Consider the following 19,021-nt stretch of genomic DNA (forward strand, 5'->3'; position numbering starts at 1 on the left):
ACCTGTATCGTTGAAGCCGAGACCTCGCAGGCCTCGGCATTCGAATTCAAAGCGCGGTGTTCTTCAGCGGTTGCGGGCGATTGTACGCCCACCACAGCAGGCCCAGGCCGGCGAGGATCATCGGCAGGCTGAGGATCTGGCCCATGGTCAGCCAGCCCCACGCCAGGTAGCCCAGTTGTGCATCCGGTACCCGCACGAACTCGACGATAAAGCGGAAGATCCCGTAGAACAACGCGAACATGCCGGAAACGGCCATGGTGGGGCGCGGCTTGCGCGAGAAGAGGTAAAGGATCAGGAACAGTGCCACACCTTCCAGAGCGAACTGATACAGCTGCGACGGATGCCGCGGCAGCTGCGCCGGGTCGCTGAACGGCGGGAACACCATGGCCCACGGCACGTCGGTCGGCTTGCCCCACAGCTCGGCGTTGATGAAGTTGCCGATACGCCCCGCGCCCAGGCCGATCGGCACCAGCGGCGCGACGAAGTCCATCAGTTGGAAGAACGACTTGCCGTTGCGCCGGCCAAACCACCAGGCGGCGATCATCACACCGATAAAGCCACCGTGGAACGCCATGCCGCCCTTCCACACCTCAAAGATCAGCGTCGGGTTGGCGATGTAGGCCGGGAGGTCATAGAACAGCACATACCCCAGGCGTCCGCCGACGATCACCCCCATCGACAGCCAGAACACCATGTCGGAGAGCTTCTCCTTGGTCCAGGTCGGGTCGAAACGGTTCAGGCGCCGGGAAGCCAGCAGCCAGGCGCCGCCGATACCGATCAGGTACATCAACCCGTACCAGTGGATTTTCAGCGGACCGATAGCCAAGGCCACCGGGTCGATCTGCGGGTAAGGCAGCATTGCGACTCCTCGTTAAATCATTCGTTATGACGCCCGGACCATGCCCGGGCGCGATTAAGCCTGCGTTACAGCAAAAAGTTAAGGCCCACGCAAAACAGCAGGCCGGCGAACAACCGCTTGAGCAAACGCGGCGACAACCGATGCGCCAGGCGTGCGCCAAAGCGCGCAAACACCATGCTGGTCAGGGCAATGCCCAACAGCGCCGGCAAATACACGAACCCTAGACTATGAGCGGGCAGCAGCGGGTCATGCCAGCCCAGAATCATGAAACTTAACGCACCGGCCAGGGCAATCGGCAAGCCACAGGCCGATGAGGTAGCCACCGCCTGCTGCATCGGCACGCTGCGCCAGCTCAAAAATGGCACGGTCAAGGAGCCGCCGCCGATGCCGAAAATCGCCGAGGCCCAGCCGATCACCGTACCGGCCAGGGTCAAGCCGACCTTGCCCGGCACCGTGCGGCTGGCCTTGGGCTTGAAATCCAGGCCCAGTTGCACGGCCACGATCAGCGCGAACACACCGATGATCTTCTGCAAGTGCGGGCCGGAAATCGCCTCGGCGGTCAGCGCGCCGAAGCCCGCGCCGATCAGGATCCCCACCGTCATCCACACGAAGATCGGCCAACGCACCGCGCCACGCCGGTGATGCTCACGCACGGCATTGACCGAGGTAAAGATGATCGTCGCCAGGGACGTGCCCACAGCCAGGTGGGTCAGCACCTGCGGGTCGAAGCCCTGCACGGTGAAGCTGAATACCAGCACCGGCACAATGATGATCCCGCCGCCCACACCAAACAGCCCGGCGAGCACGCCCGCACAGGCACCGAGCAGCAAATACAGCAGAAATTCCATGGGAGCCCCCCAAGCAAGTCCGGCATGTTAACGGATGGAAGGCATGCGGCCCAACTGGATACGATGGAACGCCTGTGCCCGAGTAGGTAGAGTGGCAAAAAACACAAAGGGGATTACCTGATGTGCCTGATTGTTTTCGCCTGGAGACCAGGCCACACCCAACCATTGATCGTCGCGGCCAATCGTGATGAGTTCTACGCCCGCCCCAGCCTGCCGCTGGCCCAGTGGCCGGATGCGCCGCACGTCTACGCCGGCCGCGACCAGGAAGCCGGCGGTACTTGGCTGGGGGTGAATGCCGAGGGGCGCTTTGCGGCCCTGACCAATATTCGCGACCCGTACCAGCCGCCCGCACGCAGGTCCCGTGGGGAACTGGTGGCGCGGTTTCTCAGTGGTTCGCTACCGATTGATGAATATTTGGCCGATGTTAACGGCCGATCGATTGAATACGCCGGGTTTAACCTGCTGGTGGGCACGCGGGATGAGTTGTGGCATTACAACGCCAACCACACTGAGCCAACGCAACTGAAAGCCGGGGTCTATGGGCTTTCAAATGCCGGGCTGGATACACCGTGGCCGAAGTTGCTCAAGGCCAAGGCGGCGTTGAGCGAGGTGCTGGCAGACCCGCAGCCGGAAACGTTGCTGGGGATTTTAAGCGACCCGCAGACGGCACCATTTGCCGAGTTACCGGATACCGGCGTGGGGTTGGCGACTGAAAGCCTGTTATCCAGCGTGTTTATCGCCAGCCCTGCTTATGGGACCCGAGCCAGTACGGCGCTGATTGTGAATGCCGATGGGACGCGGCGGATGGTGGAGCGTAGTTTTGGGCCGCTGGGTGGGCGGCTGGGTGAAGTAGAGCTCAGAATTTAGCGGCATGATCGTTCCCACGCTCTGCGTGGGAATGCCTCTTGTGACGCTCTGCGTCACGCTTTAAAAGCGGACGCAGAGCGCCCGGTGCTGCATTCCCACGCAGAGCGTGGGAACGATCAATTACAAGGTCTTGGCAGAAGCCGGATTGATCATCCGCGTCAGCCCCAAATTCTTCAGCGCCAACTGCAGCGAGCTGTGGATAACTTGCGGGTTGTCGATGGTCATCAGCTCGGCCAGCAGGTCCTTGGCCATGCCCAGGTCAACTTGGCGCAGCATCCACTTCACCTTCGGCAAGTTGGTGGCGTTCATCGACAGGCTGTCAAAGCCCATTGCCATCAACAGCACCGCCGCCGCCGGGTCGCCGGCCATTTCCCCGCAAATGCTCACCGGTTTGCCTTCGGCATGGGCGTCGCGCACCACGTGTTGCAGCGCTTGCAGCACCGCCGGGTGCAGGTAGTCGTAGAGGTCGGCTACCCGTGGGTTGTTGCGGTCCACGGCCAGCAGGTATTGGGTCAGGTCGTTGGAGCCCACCGACAGGAAGTCCACCTGCCGCGCCAGCTCCTTGGCCTGGTACACCGCCGCCGGGATTTCGATCATCACGCCAATCGGCGGCATCGGTACGTCGGCGCCTTCATCGCGCACTTCGCCCCAGGCACGGTGGATCAGATGCAGGGCTTCTTCCAGCTCGTGGGTGCCGGAGATCATCGGCAACAGAATGCGCAAGTTGTTCAAGCCCTCACTGGCCTTGAGCATGGCGCGGGTCTGGACGAGGAAGATTTCAGGGTGGTCGAGGGTGACGCGGATGCCGCGCCAGCCAAGGAAGGGGTTGTCTTCCTTGATCGGGAAGTACGACAGTGACTTATCGCCGCCGATGTCCAGGCTGCGCATGGTCACCGGCAACGGATGGAAGGCGGAAAGTTGCTCGCGATAAATCGCCAGCTGCTCCTTCTCACTCGGGAAACGCTGGTTGATCATGAACGGCACTTCGGTGCGGTATAGCCCCACTCCTTCGGCGCCACGCTGTTGCGCGCGGGCCACGTCGGCCAGCAGGCCAGTGTTGACCAGCAACGGCACACGGTGGCCGTCGGTTGTCACGCACGGCAGTTCGCGCAATGAATCGAGACCCAGCGCCAGTTGTTTCTCTTCTTCAACCACTTCGGCGTATTGCTTGCGCAGTACTTCGCTGGGGTTGGTAAACACTTCGCCACGGTGGCCATCGACGATCATGTCGATGCCATCGACCTTGGAGTACGGCAGGTCCACCAGGCCCATCACCGTCGGGATACCCATGGCCCGGGCCAGGATCGCGACATGGGAGTTGCCCGACCCCAATACCGACACCAGGCCGACCAGTTTGCCTTCCGGCACTTCGCCGAGCATGGTGGCGGTCAGCTCTTCACTGATCAGGATGGTGTTGTCGGGGTAGACCAGGTTGGTGGTGCGGTCTTCCTGCAGGTAGGCCAGCAGGCGGCGACCGAGGTCGCGCACATCCGAGGCGCGTTCGCGCAGGTAGGCGTCGTCCATCAATTCGAAACGGTTGACGTGATCGGTCACCACCTGGCGCAGTGCGCCCTGGGCCCACTGGCCGGTCTTGATCACGGTCTTGACTTCGTTCCCCAGTGACGCGTCGTCGAGCATCATCTGGTACACGTCGAACAGCGCACGCTCTTCGGGGCGCAGTTGGGTGGCCAGTTTGGTCGACAAATTGCGCATGTCGGCGCGCACGCCTTCAAGGGCAGTCTTGAACAGTTTGATTTCGGCGTCGATGTCGTCGATGGACTTGTCCGGCACCACATCGAGGTCGGCCGGCGGCAACATGACCACGGCCGTACCGACGGCCGCACCCGGCGAACCCGGCACGCCGACGAACTTGGCTTCCTGAATGCCCTTGCCCTGGCGCCCCAGGCCGCGAATCGAGCCGGTGGCCTCGGCATGGGCAATAACGCCAGCCAACTGCGCGCTCATGGTCACGAGGAAGGCTTCTTCGCCCTCGTCGAACTGGCGGCGTTCTTTTTGCTGGATGACCAACACGCCGACAACGCGGCGGTGGTGAATGATCGGTGCGCCAAGGAACGAGGCGTAGCGCTCTTCGCCGGTTTCGGCAAAATAGCGATAACGCGGGTGATCGGCCGCGTTTTCGAGGTTCAGGGGTTCTTCACGCGTCCCCACCAGGCCAACCAGACCTTCATTGGGCGCCATGCTGACCTTGCCAATGGAGCGCTTGTTCAAGCCCTCGGTGGCCATCAGCACAAAACGGTTGGTCTCTGGGTCCAGCAGGTAAACCGAGCAGACCTGGCTGCCCATGGCTTCCTTGACGCGCAACACAATAATCCCCAACGCCGCCTTGAGATCCTTGGCGGAGTTAACTTCCTGGACGATCTTGCGCAGCGTATTGAGCATGGCTCGGGGTCGAACTCCGTCGTCAGTCGCGCGCTAAAAGGCGCGGGGCAAGTTCTTTGAGAGCGCGACGGTAAACCTCGCGCTTGAATGTCACCACCTGGCCCAACGGGTACCAATAGCTGACCCAGCGCCAGCCATCGAACTCCGGTTTACCGGTCAAATCCATCCGCACCCGCTGCTCGTTGGAGATCAGGCGCAGGAGAAACCATTTCTGCTTCTGGCCGATGCACAGCGGCTGGCTGTGGGTACGCACCAGGCGTTGCGGCAAACGATAGCGCAACCAGCCACGGGTACAGGCCAGAATCTGCACATCTTCGCGCTCAAGGCCGACTTCTTCGTTCAACTCACGGTACAAGGCGTCTTCAGGGGTTTCGTCGGGGTTGATTCCGCCTTGAGGAAACTGCCAGGCATCTTGGTTGATTCGGCGAGCCCATAGCACCTGTCCGGCATCATTCGTAAGAATAATCCCGACATTAGGACGGAAACCATCGGGGTCGATCACGGCAACAACCTCGCAAACGCATGTCGCCGCATTGTTCCACAAAGGTTGTTCCAGCGGCAACGAGGCTTCTTACCTTATGTGCACTCTTGTGAAAAGACCGTATTCTGGACACCTTTTTACAGACTTTTCAGCGAGTAACTGCAATGCGCCTGGCTTTATTCGACTTGGACAACACCCTTCTCGGCGGTGACAGCGACCACGCCTGGGGCGATTACCTGTGCGAACGCGGGATTCTCGACGCGGTAGCCTATAAGGCTCGCAACGACGAGTTCTATCAGGATTATCTGGCTGGCCGTCTGGACAATGCCGCCTACCTGAACTTCTGCCTGGAAATCCTCGGTCGCACCGAGATGGCCCAGCTGGACGAGTGGCACAACGACTACATGCGCGACTGCATCGAGCCGATCATGCTGCCGCAGGCCTCAGAACTGCTGGCCAAGCACCGCGAGGCCGGCGACAAGCTGGTGATCATCACCGCCACCAACCGTTTCGTCACCGCGCCAATTGCCGCACGCCTGGGCGTCGAGACCTTGATCGCCACCGAGTGCGAGATGGAAGACGGCCGCTACACCGGGCGCAGCACCGACGTGCCATGCTTCCGTGAAGGCAAGGTCACGCGCTTGAACCGCTGGCTGGAAGAAACCGGACATAGCCTGGACGGCAGCTACTTCTACAGCGACTCGATGAACGACCTGCCACTGCTGGAGCAGGTAACCCACCCGGTGGCGGTGGACCCGGATCCAAATCTTCGCGCCGAGGCCGAGAAGCGCGGTTGGCCGGTGATTACCCTGCGCGACTGATGACGCTATCGCAGGCAAGCCTGCGATAGAGGCGACTCGGTGTTGAGGCTTAAACCGGCTTGGCCCCCATCAGTCCCGCAATCGCCACAAACCCCACCAGGCTGACCACCGCCAGCACCAGGGTGAAATTCAAGCTGCCACCCTCCCCCTTGCGCAGGCGGTTAAGCCGTGCCACCAGCCAGAACCAGGCCAGCGCCGCCACGGTGTAGAGGAGGCTGGAGCCCAGGATCCAGGTCTGCCCCAGCGGCCAGCCCACCAGGTGCACCAGCCACCAGCCGGTGAACGGCATGCTCACCACACAAATGCCCATCAGCAGCCACACAAACGCCCACGGGCGCTGCACGGTGACCGCCGGGCCGGCGCTGCGCTTGCGCCAGGCCAGCAACGCCAGGCCGAGGCCGCTGAGCAGCAACACCACGGTGGCCGCTATGTGGATAACTTTCAGGGTGGTCAGGGTTTCCATGTGTCGTCTTCCTTAAAAGCCACGCCCCAATCAGCGTAGTCGCTCAACCGAGGAACAGCGTGTAGGCCGGGTTGTCGCTTTCATCCCAGTAGGGGTAGCCAATCGCTTCCAGCGCGGCAGGCACCAGATGACGTTCGTTCGCCGGCACTTGCAGGCCGGCGACCACGCGGCCGTCGGCTGCGCCGTGGTTGCGATAGTGGAACATCGAGATGTTCCAGCGCCCGCCCAATTTGTTAAGAAAGTTGAACAAGGCCCCCGGACGCTCCGGGAATTCGAAACGAAACACCACTTCGTTGCTGACGTGCGCCGCATGCCCGCCGACCATATGGCGGATGTGCAGTTTGGCCAGCTCATTCTCCGTGAGGTCCAGCACCGGGAAGCCCTGCTCGGTGAGGCTGGCGATCAGCGCGCTGCGCGGGTCGTTTTCCGGGTGAGTCTGCACGCCGACGAAGATGTGCGCCTCGCTGCCGGAGTGGTAGCGGTAGTTGAATTCGGTGATCTGGCGCTTGCCCACGGCCTCGCAGAACGCCTTGAAGCTGCCCGGTTTCTCGGGAATGGTCACGGCGATGATGGCTTCGCGCCCTTCACCCAACTCGGCGCGCTCGGCCACGTGGCGCAGACGGTCGAAGTTGACGTTGGCCCCGGAATCGATGGCGACGAAGGTCTGGCCGCTGACGCCACGGGTCTCGACGTATTTCTTGATACCCGCTACGCCCAGTGCGCCGGCCGGCTCGGTGATGGAACGGGTGTCGTCGTAGATATCCTTGATCGCCGCGCAGATTTCATCGGTGCTCACGGTGATCACTTCATCCACATAGTCCTTGCAGATGTCGAACGTGTGCTGGCCGATCTGTGCCACCGCCACGCCATCGGCAAACAGGCCGACGGTCGGCAGCACCACGCGTTCGCCCGCCGCCATCGCGGCTTGCAGGCAATTGGAGTCGTCCGGCTCGACGCCAATGACCTTGATCTCCGGGCGCAGGTACTTCACATAAGCCGCGATGCCGGCGATCAGGCCGCCGCCGCCCACCGGAACGAAAATCGCGTCCAGCGGCCCTGGGTGCTGGCGCAGGATCTCCATCGCCACGGTGCCCTGCCCGGCAATAGTGTGCGGATCATCGTAGGGGTGGATGTAAACGTAGCCTTTTTCGTCGACCAGTTTCAGCGAATAGGCCAAGGCTTCCGGGAAGGAATCGCCGTGTAGCACCACTTTGCCGCCACGGGAGCGCACGCCTTCGACCTTGATCTCCGGGGTGGTCTTGGGCATCACGATAGTGGCCTTGACCCCCAGCACCTTGGCCGCCAGGGCCAGGCCCTGGGCATGATTGCCCGCCGACGCCGTGACCACGCCCCGCGCACGTTCCTCCGCGCTCAACTGGGTCAGCTTGTTGTAGGCGCCACGAATCTTGAACGAGAACACCGGCTGCAGGTCTTCGCGCTTGAGCCAGACCTTGTTGCCCAGCCGCTCGGAGAGCTGACGGGCGGTCTGCAAGGGAGTTTCCACGGCAACGTCGTAAACGCGCGAGGTGAGGATCTTTTTGACGTACTGTTCAAGCATCGGAAAGCATCACTGGGCGGGTTGGGCAGGGCCGAGGAGTCTAACCCGGCTTTTGGCCGTACGACCACACGAATCCAGAGGTTTTGTTGGGTTATACTCGCGCCCCTCGATAACTCCCCGCCCGTTCCGGAGCCCGCATGACCCAGGATCAACTCAAACAGGCAGTGGCCCAGGCCGCCGTCGATTTAATCCTTCCAAAACTCGACGACAAGAGCATCGTCGGTGTCGGCACCGGCTCCACCGCCAATTGCTTTATCGATGCGCTGGCCAAGCACAAGGGCGCGTTCGACGGCGCCGTGGCCAGCTCCGAAGCCACCGCCGCGCGCCTCAAGGGCCATGGTATTCCGGTGTACGAGCTCAATACCGTGAGCGACCTGGAGTTCTACGTCGACGGCGCCGACGAAAGCGATGAGCACCTGAACCTGATCAAGGGCGGCGGCGCGGCCCTGACCCGCGAGAAGATCGTCGCGGCCGTGGCCAAGACCTTTATCTGCATCGCCGACGCCAGCAAGCTGGTGCCGGTGCTCGGCGCGTTCCCGCTGCCGGTGGAAGTGATCCCCATGGCCCGCAGCCACGTGGCCCGCGAGCTGGTGAAGCTGGGCGGCGACCCGGTGTACCGCGAAGGTGTGTTGACCGACAACGGCAACATCATCCTCGACGTCTTCAATATGCAGATCACCAACCCGGTAGAACTGGAAACCCGGATCAACGCCATTGTCGGCGTGGTCACCAATGGCCTGTTCGCCGCGCGCCCGGCGGATGTGCTGCTGCTGGGTACACCCGAAGGCGTGAAAACCCTTAAGGCCTGACCGGCTTTTTGAACACATAGAACAGGTTCGGCTCGCTGACCAGATACAAGGTGCCCTCGTCGTCCATGGCGATCCCTTCGGCCTGCGGCACCCGCCTGCTCAGGCCATGGCGCCCGCTGAGCAACGACAGACTGCTCAGCGGGCGACCGTTGATATCCAGCTCCAACACCAGAAAAGACTCATCCGACAGCGCCAGCAAATGGCCGCTGCGCTCATCGTATTGCAGGCTCGACAGGTCGCGCACAAACAGCCCGGCGTCACGCTTAGGGTTATTGATCACGTGGACCGAGTAAGTTTTTTCCGGTTTGAAATGTGGAAACCCGTGCACTTCGTAGATCAGCATCGGGTCGCGCTCCTTGGCCACGAACAGGCGCTTGCCCACCGAGTCATAGGCCAGCCCTTCGAAGCCCTTGTTGCCACCGACGTGCAGGCCCAGGGTCATTTGCTCCGCATCGGCGGCGTCGAGGAACCGGGTGTCGTCATCCACATGCACCTTGATCAGGCGCTGCTGGCGCTCGTCGGTGATGACATAGATGTTATCGCTGATAAATTCCACCGCCTCGGCATCGCCAAAGCCCACCAGGGGAATGCGCCGCAGGATCTTGCCCTGCAGGGACAGCTCGATCAGCTCGGCATTTTTATTGGTGACGGTAAACAGGCTTTTGCGCACAGGGTCGTAGGTGAGGGCCGAGACATCGTCGTCGAGACCCTCGATCACCCGGGCCTCCAAGGCCACCCGGTAATCCGCCAGGCCAATGGAGCGGGCATCTGCCGGTTGGCGCCAGGCTTGCCAGTTGAACCAGGCGCGCTCGAACAAGCGAAAATGCTGCGCAACGGTTCCGGCGCTGATCAGGGCGATCAGCGCAACTACAATCAGAATGGGTTTGGGGCGGGCAAATCGACGCATTGGGCGGGCTCAAAAACAGAAGTGGCGAATGAATATCACGCCCGTCTGAATTTAAACTTAAACGCCTGCAATGTCTGGCACCTGCCGCTAATAGAGAACTATCCGACGTAACTCGTCTACTTCTGCTTTTCGAAGCGATAGAACAGGTTCGGCTCACTGACCATGTATACCGTGCCGTTCTCGTCCAGGGTCACACCTTCGGCACGGGGGATGGTGTGCTTGAGGCCATTGAACCCACCGAGCAAGGTCATGAAGCTGACTTGCTCGCCCCGTTCGTCCAGCTCCAGCAACAGATGGGAGTCGGCTGACAGCACCAGCAGATGGCCGGTACGCGGGTCGACGGCCAGCGCCGAGAGGTTGCGCATGTCCAGCTGTTTGCTGGCCAGTTTCTGCTTATCGCCCACCAGGGTCTGGCTGCCGTCGCTTTTCCAGGTAAACAACGCCGGCGGGCGCTCTTCGCCCAATACAAGCTGCTGGTTGCGCTTATCCCAGGCGACGGCTTCGAACGCTTTGTTCTGGTCTTTGGACGGGCCGAGGTCGTAACTTGGGAAATCGGCCTTGTTCAATTGCTGGGTGTTGGCGTCGACCTTAACGATGGTCAGGCTGTGCTGGCGTTCGTCGACCACCGCCATCAGGCCATTTTCCATCACCGTCACGCCCTCCGGATTGCTCCAGCCATTGAGCGGCATCTTGCGCAGCACATCGCCTTGCAGGCTCAGCTCGACGAGAAAGGGATTTTTACCCATGACGGAAAACAGGGTTTTGGTCTGCGGATTGTAGGAGACGTCCGACGCTTCGTCCTTCTCCATGCCCGGCAACACTTTGGCGTCGATGACCGCGTGATAGTCCGGCAGCCATACGCTTTCCTGCCTTTCGGTCGGGGTTTCAAACCGTTCCAGAACCCACAACAGGCCGCGATCATCCCAGTGCATGGCCCATGCAACGCCATACACAATGGCGCCGGCAAGAAGCAGCCAGGAATACCAGCGCAGGGCAAAACGAGAACGCGGCGTGGGTGTGGCGGAGGGCAGGGACACGGCCATTGGGCGCTTTTCCGGAAAGTCAGCGTTAGGTGATAGCACAGGATCAACGGGCCCGCGCGCTCGAGGCAGAGGATTATCCGGGTGGCGTGTGAAAAAAATGCAAAGGCCTGGGCTCAGCAGCCGTACGCCATCAAATGTGGAAGCGGGCTTGCTCGCGAATGCGCTGTGTCAGCCAAAGATTTTTCGACTGAACCACCGCATTCGCGAGCAAACCCGCTCCCACCGTTTTGACCGCGTTGCGTCAGCGAACGCTGCTTTCGAAGCGGTTTACGCCGGTCAATTCCAGCACCAGGTCATCACCTACATTCAACGGGCCCACGCCGGCCGGGGTACCGGTGAGGATCACGTCGCCGGCCTGCAGCGAGAAGCAGCCAGCCATGTGCTGGATCATCGGGACGATCGGGTTGAGCATCTGCGCGCTGTTGCCGTCCTGGCGCACTTCACCGTTGATCGTCAGGCGGATGCCGATGTCGGTCACGTCCGCAAAGGTACTGCCCACCACAAAAGGCGCAATCACTGCCGCGCCGTCGAAGGACTTGGCGATTTCCCACGGCAGGCCCTTGGCTTTCAGCTCGGCCTGTTTGTCGCGCAGGGTAAGGTCCAGGGCCGGGGCAAAGCCGGAGATCGCGTCCAGCACTTCTTCACGGCTCGGTTTGTTCGACAGCGGCTTGCCGATCAATACCGCGATTTCCGCCTCGTAGTGCACCGAACCACGCTCGGTGGGGATGGCAAAGCCACCTTCCAAAGGCACCACGCAGCTGCCGGGCTTGATGAACAGCAACGGCTCGGTCGGTACCGGGTTATCCAATTCCTTGGCATGTTCGGCGTAGTTACGCCCGATACACACCACTTTACCCACCGGGAAGTGGATGTTGGTGCCGTCGACATACTTGTGCTGGTAGCTCATGGAACGACTCCTTCAGGGGCGGTTAAACAGCGAAGATCTTGCCGGGGTTCATGATCCCGTTCGGGTCGAACACCGCTTTGACGGCCTTCATGTATTCGATTTCAACCGGGGAACGGCTGTAGGTGAGGTAATCGCGCTTGGTCATGCCCACGCCGTGCTCGGCAGAGATCGAGCCGTTGTACTTCTCGACGGTTTCGAACACCCACTTGTTCACGGTGGCGCACTTGGCGAAGAACTCGTCCTTGCTCAGGTTTTCCGGCTTGAGGATGTTCAGGTGCAGGTTGCCGTCGCCGATGTGGCCGAACCAGACAATTTCGAAGTCCGGGTAGTGTTCGCCGACGATCGCGTCAATTTCTTTCAAGAAGGCCGGCACTTTGGAGACAGTGACCGAGATATCGTTCTTGTATGGCGTCCAGTGGGAAATGGTCTCGGAGATGTACTCGCGCAGTTTCCACAGATTGTGCAGCTGGGTTTCGCTCTGGCTCATCACACCGTCCAGCACCCAGCCCTGCTCGACGCAGTGCTCGAAGGTTTCCAGGGCGTGGTTGGCTACTTCCTCTGTGGTGGCTTCGAACTCCAGCAGCGCATAGAACGGGCACTCGGTTTCGAACGGCGCGGGCACGTCGCCTCGACCGAGGACTTTAGCCAGGGCCTTGTCGGAGAAGAACTCGAAGGCGGTCAGGTCCAGCTTGCTCTGGAACGCGTGCAGCACCGGCATGATCGAGTCGAAGTCGGTGGTGCCCAGCACCATGGCGGTAAGGTTTTTCGGTGTCCGGTCCAGGCGCATGGTGGCTTCAACCACCAAGCCCAGGGTGCCTTCAGCGCCGATAAACAGCTGGCGCATGTCGTAGCCTGTGGCGTTCTTGATCAGGTCGCGGTTCAGTTCCAGCACGTCACCCTTGCCGGTGACGACTTTCATGCCGGCCACCCAGTTACGGGTCATACCGTAGCGAATCACCTTGATCCCGCCGGCATTGGTGCCGATATTGCCGCCAATCTGGCTGGAACCGGACGAGGCGAAGTCCACCGGGTAGTACAGGCCATTTTCTTCGGCGACGTTCTGCAACTGCTTGGTGACCACGCCCGGCTGGCACTTGGCGGTGCGGTCGGTGAGGTTCACCTCAAGGATCTGGTTCATATAGTCGAACGAGACAACCACTTCACCATTGGCTGCCACGGCAGCTGCCGACAGGCCGGTACGCCCACCGGAAGGCACCAGTGCCACCTTGTGTGTATTGGCCCAACGCACAATGGCCTGCACCTGCTCGATGGTCTTGGGAAAGACAATGGCGGTGGGAGCGGGGGCGAAGTGCTTGGTCCAATCCTTGCCGTAAGCCTCCAGGGAGTCGGCATCGGTCAGCACTTTGCCGGGCTCAACCAGGGTCTTTAGCTCATCAATCAGGGCAGGATGGGTCATCGACAGAACTCTCGAACAATTCATGGTGATCCTGAGGACGCTTCACGTCGCAGGATGAGTGTTAGCGGGGCGCGTATGCTAGCATACCGCCCCCGCAGGACAGAGCCCAAGGGCGTATCTGCGGTGACGGCTTTCCTGCCGTCCGGGTCAGCTTAAGTGATCCGATTCCCTGCCATTTTTCTCCGGGATACAGGTTTACGCAGATGAGCAAGACTTCTCTCGATAAGAGCAAGATCAAGTTCCTTCTTCTGGAAGGTGTCCACCCATCGGCTGTCGAGGTTCTGAAAGCCGCCGGATACACCAGCATTGAGTACATCACCAGCTCTCTGCCGGAAGCCCAGCTCAAGGAAAAGATCGCCGACGCGCACTTTATCGGCATTCGCTCCCGTACTCAGCTGACCGAAGAGATCTTCGATCACGCCAAGAAACTCGTGGCGGTCGGCTGTTTCTGCATCGGCACCAACCAGGTCGACCTCAACGCAGCGCGCGAGCGTGGCATCGCGGTGTTCAACGCACCGTACTCCAACACCCGTTCCGTTGCGGAGCTGGTGCTGGCCGAGGCCATCCTGCTGCTGCGCGGCATCCCGGAGAAGAATGCTTCCTGCCACCGTGGCGGCTGGATCAAAAGCGCGGCCAACTCCTTCGAAATTCGTGGCAAAAAGCTGGGTATCGTCGGTTACGGTTCGATCGGCACCCAACTGTCGGTACTCGCGGAAGGGCTGGGCATGCAGGTGTTCTTCTATGACACCCTGACCAAGCTGCCGCTGGGCAACGCCACCCAGGTGTCGAGCCTGACCGAGCTGCTGGGCATGTCCGACATCGTCACCCTGCACGTTCCGGAAACCGCCGAGACCCAGTGGATGATCGGCGAGAAGGAAATCCGCGCCATCAAGAAAGGCGGCATCCTGATCAACGCGGCACGCGGTACCGTGGTGGAGCTCGACGCCCTGGCCAACGCGATCAAGGACAAGCACCTGATCGGCGCCGCCATCGACGTGTTCCCGGTGGAGCCGCGCTCCAACGATGACATCTTCGAAAGCCCGCTGCGTGGCCTGGACAATGTGATCCTGACCCCGCACATCGGCGGTTCCACCGCTGAAGCCCAGGCCAACATCGGCCTGGAAGTCTCGGAAAAACTGGTCAAGTACAGCGACAACGGTACTTCGGTATCGTCCGTCAACTTCCCGGAAGTGGCCCTGCCGGCCCACCCTGGCAAGCACCGTCTGCTGCACATCCACCAGAACATCCCGGGCGTGATGATGGAGATCAACAAGGTCTTCGCGGAAAACGGCATCAACATCTCCGGTCAGTTCCTGCAGACCAACGAGAAGGTCGGCTACGTGGTGATCGATGTCGACGCCGAGTACTCGGACCTGGCGCAAGAGAAGCTGCAGCACATCAACGGCACCATCCGTAGCCGCGTGTTGTTCTAACGCTTTAAACGCCGCACAAAAAATGGGAGACCCGCTGGGGCCTCCCATTTTTTTGTCTGGAAAACTTACTTGACGTTAACCGTGATGACTTTCGAGGCCACGGTCGGGTTGAACTGCATGTGCAGTTTGTCGCCGGCCACCAGTTGCAAGGTGTGCTTGCCGGGGGTGAGGGTCAGTTCGGTTTCGGTCTGGGCCTTGCCGTAGTGGATCACGGTGTCGGTGGCCGGAATCGGCAGGCTGGCGTCAGGCAGTTCTTTCTGGTCGATCAGCAGATGGTGGTGGCCGGTGCCTGCGGCCTGGTCAGTGGCGGGTGCCAGCTTCAGGCCTTCCATGCCAAACTTCACGGTGAAGGTTTTATCGACGGTAGCGCCATCTTTGGGCGACACGATAAAGACTTTGGCGCCTTCAGGCGGCGCACTGCGCGGAATACCGTCGGCGGCAGTGGCCAACATCGAGACACCCAGCAATACGCTGGCAATCGTTGCACGGGACAAAAGGGCTTTCATTCGCTTCTCCAGTTTTTCTGTGAAATCTGTAGGGGGATGACAACTTCGCGACAAATTGCTGTCCAAGGCACTCAACACCATAGCAAAGCGGTGCTGGACGACGCCTCGCACATTCGAAACCTTTAGGAGTGACCATGCGCTTTTTGCCTGGCCTGTTACTACTGCTGCTTCCTCTTTTGAGCCCCTTGGCTCATGCCGAACTGATCGACGACGTCAATGACCGCGGTGAACTGCGTATCGCCCTTGAAGCCAACACCCCACCTTACAACTTCAAGGAAGGCGACAAACTCACCGGTTTTGAAGTCGAACTGGGTGAACTGCTGGCAAAAGAAATGGACGTACGGGCGTCATTTATCACCACTGACGACATCGATCTACTGCCAGGGGTGGAAACGGGCAAATACGACGTGGCCATCAACCATATCGCTATGACTGCCGAGCTTAAGGATCGGTTCGATTTCAGCGAGGCTTATCGCGAGAAGCCTGAACTGGCGATCCCGTTCCAGAAGGGCAACCCGGCGTTCAAGACGAGCCTGGACGGGGCGTTGAAACGGGTGAAGGACGATGGCCGATTGAAGGCGCTGTCGCAGAAATGGCTCAAGGACGACGCCCCTGCAGTTGCGCCAACGCCTGTGCCGCCTCAGGCAACTCCAACTCGCTGAACACCTGCACGCCATGGCGCTTGAGCAGCGCCGCCGTGACGCCCTCGCCACTCACTTTTACACCGGTAAAGGTGCCGTCATAGGTCAGCAGGTTGCCACAGGATGGGCTGTTGGCCTTGAGCACGGCAATGCGGATGTCATGGCGCCGCACCAGGCTCAAGGCCTGGCGGGCGCCATCGAGGAAGGCTTCGCTGAAGTCTTCGCCAGTGGCGGTAAGCACTTGGGCACGGCCTTCCCACACCTCGATGCCCTGACCGCCCGGAATCTCGGCGGACGGGCGCGGCGTGGGCAAGCCACCCGCGACCTCCGGGCAGATCGCAACCACACGACCTTCGGCCTGCCACGCCGCCAGCAGGTCGAACGGGCCACTGGCGCCGCCGTCGTAGCGCACCTTGTGCCCCAACAGGCAGCGGCTGATCAGAATCTTGTGCATGCTTAAAACGGCTCGTTGCCCCGTCGGCGAAACCAGCCGGTCAGGGACAGGCGTTCGCGCGTAGCGGGCAGGACTTCGTGGGGCACCTCGCCCGACAGGAACACCACCAGGCAACCGCCGGTGGGCACCACATCGTATTCGACGCCGCCTTTGAGGTACATGCGCAACTGCCCACCCTGCTCAGGCTGCCAGGCGTCGTTCAGGTAGATCACGGCCGAGACCATGCGCCGATCATCGTCGCGGAAACGGTCCAGGTGCCTGAGGTAAAACGCTCCCGGCGGGTACATCGCGAAGTGGCTTTCGAAATCTTCCAGGCCGAGGAACAGGCCCCGGTTCATCGCCAGGCGCAGGCTGTCCATCAGCGCCATGTAGCGGTCGCAGACAGCGGCGTCGCCCTCCTCCAGCCACTGGATATGGTCGCCGCGAATACCCTCGCGAATCTCCTGGGCCGGCCCGCGCCCCACTGCCGCCGGCGCCAATTCACCTTCGGCCGCACGTTTACGGCACTCAGCCGCCAGTTCCAGGGTCAGAGCCTGGGACAGGAAGCCGTTCTGCTGCGACCAGCCTTTTTCGGCCAGGTCATCAACGATGCGTTGCAGCAGCGGGTGATCGAAGGGTATTTGCATGGCGCGCATAGTATCCATACGCCTGTGAATCCGACAGCGCCGTCGAGCGCCTGAACACACTTTAGTCAGGTGACTGATAGGACTTCTCGACAAATCCTACGCCCGACACGGACAATAGTGGCCGACTGACAGGAGTCCATATGCGTCGTTTGTTTTTTTCCTTGCTAATGTTCTGCGCTTTGCCCGCCTGGGCAGATGGCCATGACCAGTTATACAAAGTCGCCGGCTGGGCCGAACAACGTGCGCATTTCAACGACGCCCTCAGTGCCGCCCAGCAGCGCTACCGCGACAGCCTGCCGCCAGCGGTGTACCAGGCATTGGTGGACAACAGCAATAAACGCTTTGCCGCCCAGGCCATGGACCAGCGCGCCGAGGCGCAACTGCGCAAGAACCTGGCGGACCCGAAACCGGCCCTGGCGTTTTTCCAATCGCCCCTGGGCCGCAAGATCGTCGCCGCCGAATTGCTGGCCACCCGCCGCGACCAGTTGGCGAAAAACGCCCAGGGCCTGCCGAAAATCGAAGCCGACGCCACCCGCAGCCTGATCATCGGCCACCTGGCCCAGGCCCTGCCCGCCCGTGAAGCCGGGGCCGAAGTCAGCCTGGCCATCGCCGGTGTGGCGGCCGACAGCTTGAGCCAGATGATCCCTGGCCTGTTGGGCGGCGGTCAGGCCCAGGGCATGTTGAATGGCCAGCGCGAGCGCCTGATGCAGCAGATCGGCAATGACCTCAATAACACGCTGCTGTACGTCTATCGGGGCTTGTCTGACCCGGAGCTGGAAGAATTCGCTACGTTCGCAGAGTCGCCGGAAGGTAAGGCGTATTACCAGGCGGCGCTTGCGGCGATTCGCGCCGGATTAGCTGTTGGCCAGAGCACTTCAAGCCTGACGCAGTAACAAATGTGGGAGCGGGCTTGCTCGCGAATGCGCGGTGTCAGTCACTGTAAATGGTGCAGACCCACCGCATTCGCGAGCAAGCCCGCTCCCACATTTTGGACTGCGTTACTTCAGTTGATCCGTGAGAAAGCTGAAATACTCATCACGAATCTCCGGGATCTCATTGGCCAAATGGTGCCTGCCCCGCTTGAGCATCAACACCTGCGGCTGATCGAACTTGCCCCGCAGCACCTGCAGGTTGTGCTGCCAGTCCACGGTCATGTCTTCCTCGCCCTGCACAATCACCGGCCGCCGCGGGCTGCGCGGTGCGGCTTCGATACGCTTGATCCAGCGCGACAGTGCTCCCACCCAGGCGGTGGGCAACTGACGCGGCTGGAGCGGGTCGGCTTCGAGGAAGGGTTTGAATGCCGGGTCGTTGGAGTTATCACTGAACCGCCGCGCGATGCCTTTGACGAACGGCCGCAGCAGGTAATAGCTGAGCTGCGACCAGCCCCAGGCACGCGGGCGCACCAACGGCGACAGCAAAAAGGTCTTGCCTTGGGCCGGGCTGTCGACGCCATGGCTAAGCAGATGGTCCACCACAATGGCCCCGCCGGTGCTTTGCCCGAATAAATGCCAGGGCTGTGGCAATTGCAGCGCCTCGGCCTGGGCAAACAACGCCTGCACCACAGCCTGGTACACCGCAAAATCATCGATGCTGGCGCGCGCGCCGCTGGACAAACCATGCCCCGGCAGGTCGCAGGCGATCACCACGAAGCCCTGGTCCAGCGCCCAGTCCACCACATGCCGGTACAGCCCCATATGGTCGTAGAAGCCGTGGAACATGAACATCGTCGCCACCGGCGCTGGCGGCCACCACACCTGGGCCACCACTTGAAAACCCGCCACCTCGAAGCGTCCCAGGCGACTCACGACCGGCACGTTGCGTGCGGCCAGGTCCAGCCCATAGAAACGCTGGTACACCCGCGCCTCGGCGCTGAGCGGTTGCGCATCCACCAGGGGCCGCAAGCTCTCGCGCAGGTGATCGGGGTCAAAGGTGACGGGCATAAAGGGTTCCAGACTGACAGCGAAGATGAATATCGAGCTGC

20 protein-coding genes are annotated in these 19,021 nt (G+C 61.2%); 6 read left to right on the forward strand and 14 right to left on the reverse strand.

From position 1 onward, the window contains the following. Window positions 1-46: 46 nt before the first annotated feature. On the reverse strand, window positions 47-859 hold the full coding sequence (gene lgt, locus AB4O05_RS03125; protein WP_460133135.1) for a prolipoprotein diacylglyceryl transferase: 813 nt from the start codon (window positions 857-859) through the stop codon (window positions 47-49). Between the two features lie 65 nt (window positions 860-924). Next, window positions 925-1,707 (reverse strand): sulfite exporter TauE/SafE family protein, encoded by a 783-nt coding sequence (locus AB4O05_RS03130; RefSeq protein ID WP_460133133.1) that lies wholly within the window; start codon window positions 1,705-1,707, stop codon window positions 925-927. Window positions 1,708-1,827: 120 nt separating this feature from the next. Between AB4O05_RS03130 and AB4O05_RS03135 the strand changes: the two genes are divergently transcribed. Further along, the gene (locus AB4O05_RS03135; RefSeq protein WP_460133131.1) at window positions 1,828-2,574 is read left to right on the forward strand and encodes an NRDE family protein; all 747 of its coding nucleotides are present in this window, start codon (window positions 1,828-1,830) and stop codon (window positions 2,572-2,574) included. Window positions 2,575-2,694: 120 nt separating this feature from the next. On the opposite strand, the gene ptsP is transcribed toward AB4O05_RS03135, so the two are convergent. Both ptsP and AB4O05_RS03145 read right to left on the reverse strand, forming a co-directional pair. Next, window positions 2,695-4,974 (reverse strand): phosphoenolpyruvate--protein phosphotransferase, encoded by a 2,280-nt coding sequence (gene ptsP, locus AB4O05_RS03140; protein ID WP_460133129.1) that lies wholly within the window; start codon window positions 4,972-4,974, stop codon window positions 2,695-2,697. A 22-nt stretch (window positions 4,975-4,996) separates the two neighbouring features. Next, a complete protein-coding gene (locus AB4O05_RS03145; protein WP_003176750.1) occupies window positions 4,997-5,476 on the reverse strand; it encodes an RNA pyrophosphohydrolase in 480 nt (159 codons plus the stop codon). 143 nt (window positions 5,477-5,619) lie between these two features. Here AB4O05_RS03145 and AB4O05_RS03150 point away from each other — a divergent pair, with 143 nt between their 5' ends. Next, on the forward strand, window positions 5,620-6,276 hold the full coding sequence (locus AB4O05_RS03150; RefSeq protein ID WP_460133128.1) for a histidinol-phosphatase: 657 nt from the start codon (window positions 5,620-5,622) through the stop codon (window positions 6,274-6,276). Between the two features lie 49 nt (window positions 6,277-6,325). Here AB4O05_RS03150 and AB4O05_RS03155 read toward each other — a convergent pair whose 3' ends face one another. Together AB4O05_RS03155 and ilvA are read right to left on the reverse strand one after the other, a co-directional pair. Next, window positions 6,326-6,739 (reverse strand): DUF2269 family protein, encoded by a 414-nt coding sequence (locus AB4O05_RS03155; RefSeq protein ID WP_460133126.1) that lies wholly within the window; start codon window positions 6,737-6,739, stop codon window positions 6,326-6,328. Between the two features lie 43 nt (window positions 6,740-6,782). After that, on the reverse strand, window positions 6,783-8,297 hold the full coding sequence (gene ilvA / locus AB4O05_RS03160) for a threonine ammonia-lyase, biosynthetic (RefSeq protein ID WP_460133124.1): 1,515 nt from the start codon (window positions 8,295-8,297) through the stop codon (window positions 6,783-6,785). A 137-nt stretch (window positions 8,298-8,434) separates the two neighbouring features. On the opposite strand from ilvA, the gene rpiA reads away from it, so the two are divergent. After that, entirely contained in the window at window positions 8,435-9,106 is a 672-nt protein-coding gene (gene rpiA, locus AB4O05_RS03165; protein ID WP_460133123.1) for a ribose-5-phosphate isomerase RpiA, read from the forward strand. Here rpiA and AB4O05_RS03170 read toward each other — a convergent pair. From AB4O05_RS03170 to AB4O05_RS03185, 4 genes are all read right to left on the reverse strand, one after another. Then, window positions 9,096-10,013 (reverse strand): SdiA-regulated domain-containing protein, encoded by a 918-nt coding sequence (locus AB4O05_RS03170; RefSeq protein WP_460133121.1) that lies wholly within the window; start codon window positions 10,011-10,013, stop codon window positions 9,096-9,098. The two genes, rpiA and AB4O05_RS03170, sit on opposite strands and share 11 nt — an antisense overlap. Before the next feature lie 116 nt (window positions 10,014-10,129). Beyond that, complete coding sequence (locus AB4O05_RS03175; RefSeq protein ID WP_460133119.1) at window positions 10,130-11,056, reverse strand: SdiA-regulated domain-containing protein; 927 nt, start codon at window positions 11,054-11,056, stop codon at window positions 10,130-10,132. Between the two features lie 241 nt (window positions 11,057-11,297). Continuing rightward, window positions 11,298-11,963, reverse strand: coding sequence for a fumarylacetoacetate hydrolase family protein (locus AB4O05_RS03180; protein ID WP_460133117.1), 666 nt, complete (start codon window positions 11,961-11,963; stop codon window positions 11,298-11,300). Between the two features lie 22 nt (window positions 11,964-11,985). Continuing rightward, window positions 11,986-13,380, reverse strand: a complete 1,395-nt coding sequence (locus AB4O05_RS03185; protein WP_460133115.1) for an FAD-binding oxidoreductase — start codon at window positions 13,378-13,380, stop codon at window positions 11,986-11,988. A 203-nt stretch (window positions 13,381-13,583) separates the two neighbouring features. Between AB4O05_RS03185 and serA the strand changes: the two genes are divergently transcribed. Beyond that, on the forward strand, window positions 13,584-14,813 hold the full coding sequence (gene serA / locus AB4O05_RS03190) for a phosphoglycerate dehydrogenase (RefSeq protein WP_460133112.1): 1,230 nt from the start codon (window positions 13,584-13,586) through the stop codon (window positions 14,811-14,813). 65 nt (window positions 14,814-14,878) lie between these two features. Here serA and AB4O05_RS03195 read toward each other — a convergent pair whose 3' ends face one another. Beyond that, complete coding sequence (locus tag AB4O05_RS03195) at window positions 14,879-15,319, reverse strand: DUF4399 domain-containing protein (RefSeq protein WP_460133110.1); 441 nt, start codon at window positions 15,317-15,319, stop codon at window positions 14,879-14,881. A 134-nt stretch (window positions 15,320-15,453) separates the two neighbouring features. On the opposite strand from AB4O05_RS03195, the gene AB4O05_RS03200 reads away from it, so the two are divergent. Continuing rightward, complete coding sequence (locus tag AB4O05_RS03200) at window positions 15,454-15,981, forward strand: transporter substrate-binding domain-containing protein (protein ID WP_460133109.1); 528 nt, start codon at window positions 15,454-15,456, stop codon at window positions 15,979-15,981. On the opposite strand, the gene AB4O05_RS03205 is transcribed toward AB4O05_RS03200, so the two are convergent. Both AB4O05_RS03205 and AB4O05_RS03210 read right to left on the reverse strand, forming a co-directional pair. Further along, window positions 15,917-16,414 carry a 2-thiouracil desulfurase family protein gene (locus AB4O05_RS03205; RefSeq protein WP_460133106.1) on the reverse strand — a complete coding sequence of 166 codons (498 nt, stop codon included), beginning with the start codon at window positions 16,412-16,414 and terminating at the stop codon, window positions 15,917-15,919. The two genes, AB4O05_RS03200 and AB4O05_RS03205, sit on opposite strands and share 65 nt — an antisense overlap. Before the next feature lie 2 nt (window positions 16,415-16,416). After that, window positions 16,417-17,049, reverse strand: coding sequence for a 2OG-Fe(II) oxygenase (locus AB4O05_RS03210; protein ID WP_460137697.1), 633 nt, complete (start codon window positions 17,047-17,049; stop codon window positions 16,417-16,419). Window positions 17,050-17,180: 131 nt separating this feature from the next. On the opposite strand from AB4O05_RS03210, the gene AB4O05_RS03215 reads away from it, so the two are divergent. Next, window positions 17,181-17,933 (forward strand): DUF2059 domain-containing protein, encoded by a 753-nt coding sequence (locus tag AB4O05_RS03215; RefSeq protein ID WP_460133104.1) that lies wholly within the window; start codon window positions 17,181-17,183, stop codon window positions 17,931-17,933. Between the two features lie 105 nt (window positions 17,934-18,038). Here the strand turns inward: AB4O05_RS03215 and bipL are convergent, their stop codons facing one another. Continuing rightward, entirely contained in the window at window positions 18,039-18,980 is a 942-nt protein-coding gene (gene bipL, locus AB4O05_RS03220) for a phospholipase BipL (RefSeq protein ID WP_460133102.1), read from the reverse strand. Window positions 18,981-19,021: the final 41 nt, after the last annotated feature.

It is taken from the genome of Pseudomonas sp. S1_G07, assembly GCF_054668565.1.

What these genes read in the sequence shown, in the direction of transcription:
- AB4O05_RS03180 (WP_460133117.1), bottom strand. Translation starts at nt 11,963, where the DNA reads ATGAGCTACCAGCACAAGTATGTCGACGGCACCAACATCCACTTCCCG.
- serA (WP_460133112.1), top strand. Translation starts at nt 13,584, where the DNA reads ATGAGCAAGACTTCTCTCGATAAGAGCAAGATCAAGTTCCTTCTTCTG.
- bipL (WP_460133102.1), bottom strand. Translation starts at nt 18,980, where the DNA reads ATGCCCGTCACCTTTGACCCCGATCACCTGCGCGAGAGCTTGCGGCCC.
- AB4O05_RS03175 (WP_460133119.1), bottom strand. Translation starts at nt 11,056, where the DNA reads ATGGCCGTGTCCCTGCCCTCCGCCACACCCACGCCGCGTTCTCGTTTT.
- AB4O05_RS03200 (WP_460133109.1), top strand. Translation starts at nt 15,454, where the DNA reads ATGCGCTTTTTGCCTGGCCTGTTACTACTGCTGCTTCCTCTTTTGAGC.
- ptsP (WP_460133129.1), bottom strand. Translation starts at nt 4,974, where the DNA reads ATGCTCAATACGCTGCGCAAGATCGTCCAGGAAGTTAACTCCGCCAAG.
- rpiA (WP_460133123.1), top strand. Translation starts at nt 8,435, where the DNA reads ATGACCCAGGATCAACTCAAACAGGCAGTGGCCCAGGCCGCCGTCGAT.
- ilvA (WP_460133124.1), bottom strand. Translation starts at nt 8,297, where the DNA reads ATGCTTGAACAGTACGTCAAAAAGATCCTCACCTCGCGCGTTTACGAC.
- AB4O05_RS03130 (WP_460133133.1), bottom strand. Translation starts at nt 1,707, where the DNA reads ATGGAATTTCTGCTGTATTTGCTGCTCGGTGCCTGTGCGGGCGTGCTC.
- AB4O05_RS03215 (WP_460133104.1), top strand. Translation starts at nt 17,181, where the DNA reads ATGCGTCGTTTGTTTTTTTCCTTGCTAATGTTCTGCGCTTTGCCCGCC.
- AB4O05_RS03195 (WP_460133110.1), bottom strand. Translation starts at nt 15,319, where the DNA reads ATGAAAGCCCTTTTGTCCCGTGCAACGATTGCCAGCGTATTGCTGGGT.
- AB4O05_RS03210 (WP_460137697.1), bottom strand. Translation starts at nt 17,049, where the DNA reads ATGCGCGCCATGCAAATACCCTTCGATCACCCGCTGCTGCAACGCATC.
- AB4O05_RS03205 (WP_460133106.1), bottom strand. Translation starts at nt 16,414, where the DNA reads ATGCACAAGATTCTGATCAGCCGCTGCCTGTTGGGGCACAAGGTGCGC.
- AB4O05_RS03185 (WP_460133115.1), bottom strand. Translation starts at nt 13,380, where the DNA reads ATGACCCATCCTGCCCTGATTGATGAGCTAAAGACCCTGGTTGAGCCC.
- AB4O05_RS03170 (WP_460133121.1), bottom strand. Translation starts at nt 10,013, where the DNA reads ATGCGTCGATTTGCCCGCCCCAAACCCATTCTGATTGTAGTTGCGCTG.
- AB4O05_RS03135 (WP_460133131.1), top strand. Translation starts at nt 1,828, where the DNA reads ATGTGCCTGATTGTTTTCGCCTGGAGACCAGGCCACACCCAACCATTG.
- AB4O05_RS03155 (WP_460133126.1), bottom strand. Translation starts at nt 6,739, where the DNA reads ATGGAAACCCTGACCACCCTGAAAGTTATCCACATAGCGGCCACCGTG.
- lgt (WP_460133135.1), bottom strand. Translation starts at nt 859, where the DNA reads ATGCTGCCTTACCCGCAGATCGACCCGGTGGCCTTGGCTATCGGTCCG.
- AB4O05_RS03150 (WP_460133128.1), top strand. Translation starts at nt 5,620, where the DNA reads ATGCGCCTGGCTTTATTCGACTTGGACAACACCCTTCTCGGCGGTGAC.